Source organism: Duganella phyllosphaerae, assembly GCF_001758785.1.
GTDB classification, from domain to species: Bacteria; Pseudomonadota; Gammaproteobacteria; order Burkholderiales; family Burkholderiaceae_D; genus Rugamonas; species Rugamonas phyllosphaerae.
Genome location: NZ_LROM01000082.1, coordinates 142,423 through 154,397, shown reverse-complemented (window position 1 = coordinate 154,397; position 11,975 = coordinate 142,423). Strand labels below are relative to the sequence as shown.

Sequence of the window (11,975 nt, the reverse complement as noted above, 5' to 3'; positions counted from 1 at the left end):
CATGGTGACGCAAGCGCGCGGCGGCAAGCCGTTGAATATTTTGCTGGTGCGCGTGTCGTCGCTGGGCGATGTCCTGCATAACCTGCCCATGGTGGCAGACATCGCCCGCCACTTCCCGGACGCCAATATCGACTGGGTGGTGGAAGAGGGCTTTGTCAGCCTGGTGCGGCTCAACCCCCGGGTGCGCACCATCATTCCATTCGCCTTGCGGCGCTGGCGCAAAAGCCTGGGCAAGCCCGAGACCCGGGCCGAAATCAAGGCATTTTTTCGCACCTTGCGCGCGCAGGAATACGACTATGTGTTCGACACCCAGGGCCTGCTCAAGACCGGCGTGATCATGGGCGCTGCGCGCGTCGTCAAGGGCGGGCGCAAGGTCGGCATGGCCAACGGCAGCGAAGGTTCCGGTTACGAAGGCGTTTCGCGCATCTTCCATAATCTCAGTGTGCCGACCGATCCGCATACCCACGCGGTGGCGCGTGGACGCATCGTTGCCGGCGCTGCGCTCGGCTACCCTGTCGATACGCCAGCCGACTTCGGCCTGGCGCCGCTCGCTGCCGACACCCCGCGTCCCGACTGGATGCCCCCCGCCTATACCGTGTTCTTCCACGGCACCGCGCGCGACGCCAAGAAATGGGCGCCGCAGCACTGGATCGCGTTGGGCCGCGCCTTGGCGGACGAGCCTGCTCCCATGCCGATCCTGCTGCCGTGGGGCTCACCGAAAGAAAAGGCCGAAGCCGAGCAACTGGCAGCCGGCCTGCCCAATGCGCAGCTGCTGCCCAAGCTGTCGATGGCCGACGCCGTGCTGCTGGCGCGCCGCGCCGACCTGGTGATCGGCGTCGACACCGGCTTGACCCATATCGCCGCTGCATTCGTGCGGCCCACGGTGGAAATTTACGCCGACTCGCCGCGCTGGAAGACCGAGGGCAACTGGTCGCCGCGCATCATTAACCTCGGCGACACCGGCGCACCGCCGACGGTGGCGCAGGTGCTGACCGCCGCCCGCACCCTGCTGGCAGGGGCCTGACATGCGCCTGCTTTATTCGTTGGCGTGGTGGCTGGCGTTGCCGCTGGTGCTGGCGCGCCTGTGGCTGCGCGGGCGCCGAGAACCGGGCTACCGCCAGCATTGGGCCGAGCGCCTGGGTTTTTACGGTAAGGCTGTTTCGTCAGCCGCAGCGCCGGTAGTGTGGGTGCACGCCGTATCGGTGGGCGAGACCCGCGCCGCCGAGCCGCTGATCGATGCCTTGCTGGCCGAATATCCGCACAGCCGGGTGGTGCTGACCCATATGACGCCTACCGGCCGCGCGACCGGCCGCACCCTTTTCGCCAGGCATGGCGCGCGGCTGGTGCAAGCGTACCTGCCGTACGACACCGGCCCGATGGTGTCCAGTTTCATCCGGCATTTCAAGCCGGCGATGTGCATCCTGATGGAAACCGAGGTGTGGCCCAACCTGATCGCCATTTGTGGCCGGCGCGGTGTGCCGGTGCTGCTGGCCAACGCGCGTCTGTCGCAGCGTTCGCTGGGCAAGGCGCAGCGCCTTGGTGTGCTGATCCGCGAAGCGGCGCAGGGCATCACGCTGGTTGCTGCACAAACCGAAGCCGACGCCGCGCGCGTGCGCACCCTGGGTGTGCCACGCGTGGAAGTAACCGGAAGCATCAAGTTCGACGTGGTGGTGCCCCCAGCGGCGCTGGCGGTGGGCGCCAGCCTGCGTGCCGCTATTGGCACGCGGCCGGTGCTGCTGTGCGCCAGCACCCGCGACGGTGAAGAAGCCCTGATCCTCGAAGCGTTTCGCCGCGCCCGTGCGGATTTGCCGGCCAAGACCTTGCTGCTGATCGTGCCCCGTCATCCGCAGCGCTTCAACGACGTGGAAAAACTGATCGGCTGGCAGGGACTGAACGTGCAGCGCCGCAGCACGCTGGAGTTGGGTACGCCGCTGGCGGCCCATATCGACGTGGTGCTCGGCGACTCGATGGGGGAAATGTTTGCCTACTACTACGTATGCGACGTTGCGTTCGTGGGCGGCAGCCTGCTGCCGCTGGGCGGCCAGAACCTGATCGAACCGGCCGCCCTCGGCAAGCCGGTATTGATCGGCCCGCATACCTTCAATTTCGAACTGGTCACGCAGGAAGCGGTGGCAGCAGGCGGCGCCGTGCGCGTGGCCGACGCTCCCGACCTGATGGCGCAGGCAGTAACCCTGCTCAACGACACGGAAGTGCGCAGCGCCATGGGCGCCAAGGCGCTGGCGTTCGCCAACCAGCACCGTGGCGCCACGGCCCGCACGCTGGCCTTGCTGCCAGAACTATTGGGCTGAACGGCCGCCGATCAGTAACCCATGCTGGTGGTGGCTTCTATTAACGTCGCTTCCAGCTGTTTGCGAATTGCTGCGGCCGCGCGCTGTTCCACGGCAGGATCCTGCAGGCTCGACAAATCGTAGTTGAGTCCGATCTCTGCGGCCGGCACACTGCCATCAGGGCCGCCAGCGCGGCGGATTTCCTCGCCATTCTTGTCCAGCAGCGCCAACATGATGCGCGCATGCACCATGGCGTTACCCACGTTATCCTTGTTCATGGTGCGGGTGCGGATGCCCATGCCGCGAGCCTGCGTATTGTCGCTGGTGGTATCGAGCATGACGAATACCAGGTCGGCACCGGTGTCGCGCGCGATGGCCAGCAGTTCAGGTTTGACGCGATTGGTAAACGATACCCACGGTATGCCATCGTTCAATTTGGCCGCCAGCGCAGCGTCGGTTGGAACTGCCACGATCGACCACTGCGGACGGGCCGCGTGCAAGCGCTCCTCGACCACGCGCAAGGCAGTGCGGTTCAGTTCGCCTTTTTGGTCGACTATCTTGTAATCGTTATTGAATACCGTCAGTCCGAAGTGAGCCACCGGTGTTTTTTCTTCAAGCAGCGACACAATGGCGACTTTTTTGACATTGCGGTCTTCTTCAAGGGTGCGCGGCTGTGTCATCGCGCAACCAGTCAGTACAGAAGCGAACGCGACCACTAAAAGGGTCGATGGGATAAGTTGGCGCAAGCGTTGAACGAACATTGGTTTCCTGATCGAAATAAGGTGAGGGCGCCTATTTTGCGGCTTCCCCATCCTTGTTGACCAGAACAATTTAAGACATGACGCACGCGCCCAACAAGTCACCCGCCACCGATACCCTCGATGACCATGCCGGTGCCACCGCAATTGGCGCACGAGACGTTATCGCCATCCTGCTCGACCTGGCCACTGCCGTGACAGATCGGGCAGACATCTTCACCGGTGCCGGGCGTGCCGGCGGGCGCGTCGTCACCGGGGTTGAGGGGGGATGTGTTTTCCATGGCAGCCTCGCAAGAGAGTAATGAAGTGTCATTTTGACACGGCGACCTTTTATGCCGCACTCGTTTCGGCCAGGCAAAGCTTTAGCTGAAGAGGACGGGCAATTCCTGGGCTCGCTTGCGCAGCAGGTTGCGGGCGTCGTCGTATTCCGGGTAGATCAGGCCCACCGTGTCCCAGAAAGCGGCGCTGTGGTTCATCTCCAGCGTGTGCGCCAGCTCGTGTGCCACCACGTAGTCGATCAGCGGCAGCGAGAAGTGGATCAGCTTCCAGTTCAGACGGATCTTGCGGTCGGCCGTGCACGAGCCCCAGCGCGTGCCGGCCGACGACAGGCCGAACGAGCTGTAATGCACGCCCAGGCGGTCCGCGTACAGGTCCAGGCGCTGCACGAACAGCTGCTTGGCTTCCTGCTGGTACCAGGCTTTGACCCGTTCCTTCAGGGCGCTCTCGGTGGCGCCCGGCAGCAGCACCATGGTCAGTTCGCGCGTGGCGGCGTCGAAACTGCTGCGGTAGCGGCCGCCGACCAGCAGGCGCAAGGTGATGTCGGCGCCGAGGTAGGGCAGCTGGGCGCCGTCGATCCACTCCACCGGCGGCTTTTGCAGGCGCGCGGCACGGCGTTCGCGGCGCTCGCGGAGCTTGGCCAGGATCCAGCCCTGCTTGGTGCGGATGGCGTTGTCGATCTCGGTGATGGTCACACGCTTGGGCGCGGTCACGCGCAGGCCGTCGTCGTCGATCATGAAACCGATCGAGCGGCGCGTCGAGCGGCGCAATTCGTATTCGAGGATGAATTCGCCTACTTGCAGCTGGCGCTTGGAGCTGTGTTCAGGTGTTGGCACCGGCGTGCGGGATTTGACCGGTACTGCAACGGTGGGTGGCGCAACCGGCGCGGCCGGAGTGATATAGGGAGAAACCGGCGGCGGCTTGGCGGCCGGTGGTGGCACCGACCAGACCGGTGCCGTGTACACCGAACGCGGTGGCGGCGCCTCGCGTCCGAACAGGTCGGGCTGGTCGATAGCAGCAGCTGCGGCGGGCTGGGCCGCCGCTGGAGCGGGAGTTGGCTCCGCCTGCGCCTGCGTGGTCAGGTCGTCGAGCCAGCGTTGTAGGCGTGGGGCGAAATGACGCGCATTTCTGATTCTATCCAATTTTCCACCTGTTGCATCATGCCGTCCGGCGTTTGTCCTTCGGAAGAAATAGGCTTGCCTATCGATACTGTAACAAGCCCGGGCCGTTTAATAAAAGAATTTTTTGGCCAGCATTCGCCCGAATTGTGGGCAATCGGCACCACCACCGCGCCGGTGGCGATCGCCAGCCGGGTGCCGCCGCTCTTGTACTTGCCGGTCTGGCCCACGGGAATGCGCGTACCCTCGGGGAACATGATGATCCACTGGCCGTCGGCCAGGCGGCGCTTGCCGATCCGTACCACGTGCTTGAAGGCGTTCTTGCCCTGCTTGCGGTCGATCGGGATCATGCGCATCAGCGCCATGGCCCAGCCGAAGAACGGGATGTACAAAATCTCTTTCTTGAACACGAACACCAGCGGGCGCGGCAGGTTAGGCAGCAGGAAGATGGTTTCCCAGGCCGACTGGTGCTTCGACAGCACCACGGCTGGCGCATCGGGAAAATTCTCGGCGCCGCGAATCTCGTAGCGGATGCCGCAGATCACCTTCAGGCACCAGACGATGAACACGTTCCAGCGCGACGTCACCCAGAAGCGCTTGTTGTACGGCAGCGGCGCGGCCAGGAAGCACACCAGCGACCAGACGATGGTCGCCACGATCATCACGATGGTGAACAGCAGCGAACGTAAAAACAAAATCGGATGACCCAATGCAGACTCCAGATACTTTATTGATTGATGGCAGGCGCCGGCGCCGGTGCAGCCGCGGTTTTAAGCAACTGCGCCACCATGGCGGCCAGGTCGGCAAACACTTGCGTGCCGGGCGGCAGACCGCCGGTGGCCCGGGTTTTCTCGCCCTTGCCGGTCAACACCAGGTACGGTGTGCAGCCGCTGACATAGCCGGCCTGCAGGTCGCGCAGCGAGTCGCCCACCACCGGTACGCCCTTGAGGCTGACCTTGTAGCGCTGGGCGATCTCGGTAAACATGCCCGGCTTCGGTTTGCGACAGTCGCAGTTGTCGGCCGCCGAATGCGGGCAGAAGAACACCGCGTCGATGTCGGCGCCCACTTGCTGCGCCAGGCTGTGCATCTTGTGATGGATGGCGTTGAGGGTGACCATGTCGAACAGTTCGCGGGCGATGCCCGACTGGTTCGACGCGACCACCACCCGGTAGCCGGCCTGGTTCAGGCGCGCGATCGCCTCGAGCGAGCCGGGCACGGGGATCCACTCGGCCGGCGACTTGATGAAGTCGGGCGAGTCGTGATTGATCACGCCGTCGCGGTCGAGGATGATCAGCTTGAAGGCCGGCGCACCCACTACGCCGCCAGCTTCGAAATGTCGGCCACGCGATTCATCATGCCGTGCAGCGACGACAGCAGGGCCAGGCGGTTGTTGCGCAGGGCAACGTCCTCGGCCATCACCATCACGTCGTTGAAGAAGGCATCGACCGCATCGCGCAGTTGCGCCAGGGTTTTCAGGGCGTCTTCGAAGTCGCCACGGATGAAGGCGGCGTCGATGTCGGGCTGCACGCGCGACACCGCTGCGGCCAGGTTCTGCTCCGCTTCATCCTGCAGCAGGGCCGGATCGACCACGGTGGCGCTTTCGCCGGCGGCAGCCAGCGCAGCCTCGTTCTTTTTCAGGATGTTGGTGATGCGCTTGTTGGCGGCAGCCAGCGAGGCCGCCTCCGGCAGGGCCGCAAAGGCTTTGACCGCTTCCAGGCGCTGGACGATGTCGTCGAGGCGGTCCGGGTGCTGCGCCACGACCGCTTCGATCTCGTTCGGCGAAAAGCCGCGTTCGCGCAGGATGCCGCGCAGGCGGTCCATCATGAAGGCGGACACTTCGCGCGCCGGATCGGTAAAGCCGGCCACGCCGGTGAACTGCTGGGCCGCCGCTTCGAGCAAACCGCTGATCGACAGCATCAGGCGCTTTTCGATCAGCATGCGCAGCACGCCCAGGGCATGGCGGCGCAGGGCGAACGGGTCCTTGTCGCCGGTGGGCTGCAGGCCGATCGACCAGATGCCCACCAGGGTTTCGAGCTTGTCGGCCAGCGCCACGGCGGTGCCGGTGACGGTCGATGGCAGCGCGTCGCCGGCAAAGCGCGGCTGGTAGTGCTCGGACGCGGACAGCGCCACTTCTTCCGGCTCGCCGTCGTTGCGGGCGTAGTAGGTGCCCATGATGCCTTGCAGCTCGGGGAATTCACCGACCATGTCGGTCAGCAGGTCGGCCTTCGACAGCTTGGCGGCGCGGGTGGCCATGGCGGTGTCGCCGCCGATCTGGGTGGCAATGAAGCCGGCCAGGCCTGACACGCGTTCGCTGCGCTCGGCCTGCGTGCCCAGCTTGTTGTGGTAGACGACGTTCTTGAGCAGCGGCAGGCGCGATTCCAGCGTCTTTTTCTTGTCCTGCTCGAAGAAGAACTTGGCGTCGGAAAGGCGCGGGCGTACCACGCGCTCGTTGCCGCCGATAATCGCCTGCGGCGTGTCGGTGGCGATGTTGGAGACGATCAAAAAGCGCGAGCGCAGCTTGCCGTCGGCGTCGGTCAGCGCAAAATATTTCTGGTTGGTCTGCATGGTGAGGATCAGGCATTCCTGCGGCACGGCCAGGAATTCTTCCTCGAAGTGGCAGGCGTATACCACCGGCCACTCGACCAGCGCGGTCACTTCGTCGAGCAGCGCTTCGGGCATCAAGACCTGGTCGGCGCCGGCTGCGGCCAGCAGTTCGGCGCGGATCTTTTCCTTGCGCTGGTCCACGCCTGCCAGGACTTTACCTTGTGCTTCGAGCGTGGCGGCGTAGCTGTCGGCGTCATCGATGGTGACGTCGCGCTGGCCGGGAGCGGTCAGGAAGCGGTGGCCTTCGGTGACGTTCGACGCGGTCAAACCCAGCAAGGTCAATGGCACGACGGTGGCGCCGTGCAGCGCGACCAGGCGGTGGGCCGGGCGCACGAATTGCACGGTGGCGCCGTCCGGGCGCTGGTAGCTCATCACTTTCGGGATCGGCAGCTTGGCTACCGATTCCATCAGTGCAGCTTGCAGGCCCGCTTGCAGCGCGCTGCCGGCGGCGGTGTAGGTGTAGAAGAAGCTCTCGGCCTTGCCGTCCTGCGCGCGCTCGAGTTCGGCCACGGTCAGGTTGGGGAAGCCCAGGGCGGCCAGTTTTTTCGCCAGCGGCGCAGTCGGGTTGCCGGCGGCGTCCAGCGCGACCGACACCGGCAGCACTTTTTCGCGGATCGATTTGTCGGGCGACGTGGCGCGCACATTGGTGATGACCACGGCCAGGCGGCGCGGCGTGGCGTACGAGGTGGCGACGCTGTCGGCGTCGAGGTAGTCGCGCGATTTGAGGCCGTTGACGATGCCGTCGGCAAACGCCTTGCCCAGTTTGGCAAGGGCCTTGGGTGGCAGTTCTTCGGTCAGCAGTTCGATGAGCAGGGTTTGAGTCATGTTATTCAATTCTGATTATTCGGCGACAGTGGCAGCGGCGGCAGGCGCCATCGGGAAACCGAGGCGTTCGCGCGATTCGTAATACGCTTGCGCGACCAGGCGCGACAGCGTACGCACGCGGCCAATGTAGGCGGCGCGTTCGGTCACGGAAATGGCGCCGCGCGCGTCGAGCAGGTTGAAGCTGTGCGAGGCTTTCATGATCTGCTCGTAGGCGGGCAGGGTCAGCTGCGCTTCGATCAGGCGCTTGGCTTCCGACTCGTGGTTGTTGAACTGCGCGAACAGCAACTCGGTGTTCGAGTGCTCGAAGTTGTAGGCCGATTGTTCCACTTCGTTCTGGTGGAAGACGTCGCCGTATTTCAGCGTCTTTTGCACCGGTTCGCCGGCCGCGCCGTTCTCTTCCCAGGTCGTCCACACCAGGTCGTACATATTTTCCACGCCCTGCAAGTACATCGCCAGGCGTTCGACGCCGTAGGTGATTTCGCCCAGCACCGGTTTGCAGTCGAGACCGCCCACTTGCTGGAAGTACGTGAACTGCGTCACTTCCATGCCGTTCAACCACACTTCCCAGCCGAGGCCCCAGGCGCCCAGGGTTGGCGACTCCCAGTCGTCTTCCACGAAGCGCACGTCATTCTGCTTGAGATCGAGGCCCAGTGCGGCCAGCGAACCGAGGTACAGGTCGAGAATGTTTTCCGGCGCCGGCTTCATCACCACCTGGTACTGGTAGTAGTGCTGGCCACGGTTCGGGTTTTCGCCGTAGCGGCCATCCTTTGGACGGCGCGATGGCTGCACGTAGGCGGCGCGCCATGGCTCCGGACCGATCGCGCGCAGGAAGGTGCCGGTGTGGAACGTGCCGGCGCCGACTTCCATGTCGTACGGCTGGAGCAGGGCGCAACCTTGCTGGTCCCAGTAGGTTTGCAAGGTCAGGATAATTTGTTGGAATGTCAGCATCGTGTGTGGTCCAGGGCGCGCCAGCAGGGCAGGCGCGCGGGTTGCAGTTTCACTAAAGGAGCAATTTTAGCGGGTTTTACGGGGGCTGGAGCTAATCTATCAGGAGGTGGCAGCGTTTTTCGCCGCCCGCGACCGTTTTGCCCACAGCCACGCACCGCCTATTGATAACAGCACCAGCGCCAGGAACAGTTTATTGCCCAGCACGATGTACGGCGTGGTGCCCGCCATGCCCTGGACGTTGGCGGCCAGGGTGCCGGTAGTGTTGACCGGCAGCTGTTCGCGCACGGCGCCGCGGCCATCGATGATGGCGGTGGCGCCGGTGTTCGTCGCCCGCAGCATCGGGCGTCCCGTTTCCAGCGTGCGCATCTGCGAGATCTGCAAGTGCTGCGGAATGGCGATGGTGTCGCCGAACCAGGCCAGGTTGGAGACGTTGAGCAGCATGGTGGCCGGCTGCTGGCCCTGCGCCGGGGTGTTCAATTGCGCGGCGATTTCCTCGCCGAACAAGTCTTCGTAGCAGATATTGGGCAGCACGCGCTGGTCCTTGATCGGGAACGCCGGCTGGATATCGGGGCCACTGGTCTGGTCGCCGAGCGGGATCGACATCAGGTTGACGAACCAGCGGAAGCCCCACGGGATGAACTCGCCGTACGGCACCAGGTGGTGCTTGTCGTAGCGGTAGTAGCCGCCGGCGACTTGCGCCGCGCCCGGGTTGGCGCTGATACCGAGCACGCTGTTGAAATACGCGGTGCGGCTGTCTGCCATCGGGATGCCGAGGATCAGGTTGCTATTGGTCTGGTGCATGAACTGCGCCAGGCCGGGCAGGTAGTCGGGCGGCAGCTGCTGCGGCAGCATGACGATGGCCGTCTCCGGCGTGGCGATCAGGTCGGCCGGCGCGGCGGTGATGGCGTCCTGGTACTGGCGCATCACGGCAGCGACGCGCGAGCCGTCGAATTTTTCTTCCTGCGGCACATTGCCCTGGATCAGGCGTACCGAGATCGGCTGGCCTTCCGGGTGGGTCCATGCAATAAAGCTCAGGCCCACGCCGGCCACCGAGATCGCCACGACCAGCGCCAGGGCGCGCAGCCGGGTGCGGTGGAAGACCAGCAGCAGGGCCCCGGCGATCAGCGCCGCCAGCCAGCCGAGGCCATACACGCCAATGATCGGTGCAAAGCCGGCCAGCGGGCTGTGATTGTGGGCGTAGCCCGACGACAGCCACGGAAAACCGGTAAACAACCAGCCGCGCAGCCACTCGAACAGCGACCACAGGGCAGGCAGCAGCAGCAGGTTGGCAGCCGGCAGCGGCAGCGCCCATTGTTTGCGCAGCCAGGCGGCCGTGCCCATCGCCAGCGCCACGTAAAAGCCCATGGCCCAGCCCAACAAGGCCACCGCCAGCACCGCCAGCGGCGCCGGCATGCCGCCGTGGTCGTGCATGGAAACGTAGAGCCAGTGGATGCCGGCGGCAGTCCAGCCGAAGCCGAACGCCCAGCCGATCAGGCCGGCAGCTTTGACGCTGCTGCTGCGCAGTACCTGGTAGAACAGGGTGGCCAGGCCAAGAATTTCCAGCGGCCACCAGCCGAATGGCGCGAAGCCCAGCACGCACAGCGCGCCGGCCACGGCCGTCATCAACATGCGGCCCTGGGTGCTGCGCTGTGGCTTGGGTGGGGCGTTGGGATCGGCGCGGCGAAAGCGCATTACAGGTCGTCGCCGCCGCTTGGTGCCGCTGGCAGTTTTTCCACCAGCAGCACGTGGATCTGGCGCGCGTCGGCACGCAGCACTTCGAAGCGCAAGCCCTGGTAATTGAACACGTCGCCCTTGTGCGGCATGCGCGACAGGTGCTTGGCGACCAGGCCGCCGATGGTGTCGACGTCGTCGTCTGGCAGTTCGGTATCGAGCTCTTCGTTGAATTGCTCGATTTCGGTCAGCGCCTTGACGCGCCAGCGCGGACCGCGCGGCCCTTCCTTGATCGACAGGATGTTGTCTTCTTCTTCGTCGAAGTCGTATTCGTCTTCGATGTCGCCGACGATCTGCTCGAGCACGTCTTCGATGGTGATCAGGCCGGACACGCCGCTGTATTCATCGACCACGATCGCCATGTGGTTGTGGGTGGCGCGGAAGTCGCGCAGCAGCACGTTGAGGCGTTTCGATTCGGGGATGAACACGGCCGGGCGCAGCATGGCGCGCACGTCGAACGATTCTTCGGCGTAGTAGCGCAGCAGGTCTTTCGCCAGCAGGATGCCGATTACCTTGTCGCGCTCGCCTTCGATGGCGGGGAAGCGCGAGTGAGCCGTTTCCAGCACGATCGGCATCCATTCCTCGATCGGGCGGGAAATGTCGATCACATCCATTTGCGAGCGCGGCACCATGATGTCGCGCGCCGACAGGTCGGAAACCTGGAACACGCCTTCGATCATCGACAGGGCGTCGGCGTCGATCAGGTTGCGTTCGTGAGCGTCATGGAGAACCTCGAGCAGTTCCGCGCGGTTCTCGGGCTCGGGGGAGATAAATGCGGTCAGGCGTTCGAACAGCGACCGATGGGGTTTGGCGTCAGTTTTGACGCCACTAGAGTGCTCTTGCATAGTAGGCGTGAGCCATTGTTTTGAAGGGGTATAGGATACACCAAATGGTGTGGTTCAGCGGTTTTTGTCAAAAAACCAGTCATGTTCGCGGAAGTTCCGTCTTTTCCTGGGCGTACGGGTCGGCAAAACCGAGCGTTCCCAGCAACTCAGTCTCCAGCGTTTCCATCTCGGTCGCTTCCTCGTCGTCCTCGTGGTCGTAGCCCTGGGCGTGCAGCACGCCGTGCACGATCAGGTGCGCCGTGTGTTCTTCCACCGTCTTGTTCTGCTCGGCCGCCTCTTTTTCCAGCACATCGGTGCACAGGATGATGTCGGCCTGCGTCGGCGCGTCGTCCGGCAATTCTTCCCCTTCGTTGTAGGCGAAGGTGAGCACGTTGGTGGCGTAGTCCTTGCCGCGGTAGTCGCGATTGAGGGTGCGGCCTTCGTCGACATCGACAAAGCGGATGGTCAGTTCGGCCGGCGCGAACAGCGCGGCGCCGATCCAGCGCTTGAGCTTGGCACGGGTGACCAGGGCTTTCAGGCGCGGGTCGGGGTATTGCACCGACAAGGTCAGACTGAACGGTGGACTATTTTTTTCGGACATTT

The 11,975-nt window shown here is 64.2% G+C and carries 12 protein-coding genes; 2 read left to right on the top strand and 10 right to left on the bottom strand.

Features of this window, described 5'->3' with window-relative positions; genetic code table 11:
- The first annotated feature begins 1 nt into the window (after position 1).
- Together waaC and waaA are read left to right on the top strand one after the other, a co-directional pair.
- Positions 2-1,024, top strand: coding sequence for a lipopolysaccharide heptosyltransferase I (waaC, locus tag DUPY_RS12050; RefSeq protein ID WP_070248320.1), 1,023 nt, complete (start codon positions 2-4; stop codon positions 1,022-1,024).
- Between the two features lies 1 nt (position 1,025).
- Complete coding sequence (waaA, locus tag DUPY_RS12045; protein WP_070248318.1) at positions 1,026-2,309, top strand: lipid IV(A) 3-deoxy-D-manno-octulosonic acid transferase; 1,284 nt, start codon at positions 1,026-1,028, stop codon at positions 2,307-2,309.
- 11 nt (positions 2,310-2,320) lie between these two features.
- Here the strand turns inward: waaA and DUPY_RS12040 are convergent, their stop codons facing one another.
- From DUPY_RS12040 to ybeY, 10 genes are all read right to left on the bottom strand, one after another.
- Complete coding sequence (locus DUPY_RS12040) at positions 2,321-2,968, bottom strand: hypothetical protein (RefSeq protein WP_070248316.1); 648 nt, start codon at positions 2,966-2,968, stop codon at positions 2,321-2,323.
- A gap of 179 nt (positions 2,969-3,147) precedes the next feature.
- A complete protein-coding gene (locus tag DUPY_RS27200; RefSeq protein WP_071651623.1) occupies positions 3,148-3,327 on the bottom strand; it encodes a hypothetical protein in 180 nt (59 codons plus the stop codon).
- A gap of 81 nt (positions 3,328-3,408) precedes the next feature.
- Positions 3,409-4,335 carry a M48 family metallopeptidase gene (locus DUPY_RS12030; protein ID WP_141749523.1) on the bottom strand — a complete coding sequence of 309 codons (927 nt, stop codon included), beginning with the start codon at positions 4,333-4,335 and terminating at the stop codon, positions 3,409-3,411.
- Between the two features lie 65 nt (positions 4,336-4,400).
- On the bottom strand, positions 4,401-5,102 hold the full coding sequence (locus DUPY_RS12025; protein WP_371851784.1) for a lysophospholipid acyltransferase family protein: 702 nt from the start codon (positions 5,100-5,102) through the stop codon (positions 4,401-4,403).
- Between the two features lie 65 nt (positions 5,103-5,167).
- The gene (gene gmhB, locus DUPY_RS12020; protein WP_070248310.1) at positions 5,168-5,755 is read right to left on the bottom strand and encodes a D-glycero-beta-D-manno-heptose 1,7-bisphosphate 7-phosphatase; all 588 of its coding nucleotides are present in this window, start codon (positions 5,753-5,755) and stop codon (positions 5,168-5,170) included.
- Positions 5,755-7,869 carry a glycine--tRNA ligase subunit beta gene (gene glyS, locus DUPY_RS12015; protein WP_070248309.1) on the bottom strand — a complete coding sequence of 705 codons (2,115 nt, stop codon included), beginning with the start codon at positions 7,867-7,869 and terminating at the stop codon, positions 5,755-5,757. Before glyS ends, gmhB begins: the two co-directional genes overlap by 1 nt.
- A 15-nt stretch (positions 7,870-7,884) precedes the next feature.
- Positions 7,885-8,817, bottom strand: a complete 933-nt coding sequence (gene glyQ / locus DUPY_RS12010; RefSeq protein WP_070248307.1) for a glycine--tRNA ligase subunit alpha — start codon at positions 8,815-8,817, stop codon at positions 7,885-7,887.
- 99 nt (positions 8,818-8,916) lie between these two features.
- Positions 8,917-10,509 (bottom strand): apolipoprotein N-acyltransferase, encoded by a 1,593-nt coding sequence (lnt, locus tag DUPY_RS12005; protein ID WP_070248305.1) that lies wholly within the window; start codon positions 10,507-10,509, stop codon positions 8,917-8,919.
- A complete protein-coding gene (locus DUPY_RS12000; RefSeq protein ID WP_070248303.1) occupies positions 10,509-11,393 on the bottom strand; it encodes a CorC family transporter in 885 nt (294 codons plus the stop codon). Before DUPY_RS12000 ends, lnt begins: the two co-directional genes overlap by 1 nt.
- Before the next feature lie 79 nt (positions 11,394-11,472).
- Positions 11,473-11,973, bottom strand: coding sequence for an rRNA maturation RNase YbeY (gene ybeY / locus DUPY_RS11995; RefSeq protein WP_070248300.1), 501 nt, complete (start codon positions 11,971-11,973; stop codon positions 11,473-11,475).
- Positions 11,974-11,975 lie beyond the last annotated feature (2 nt).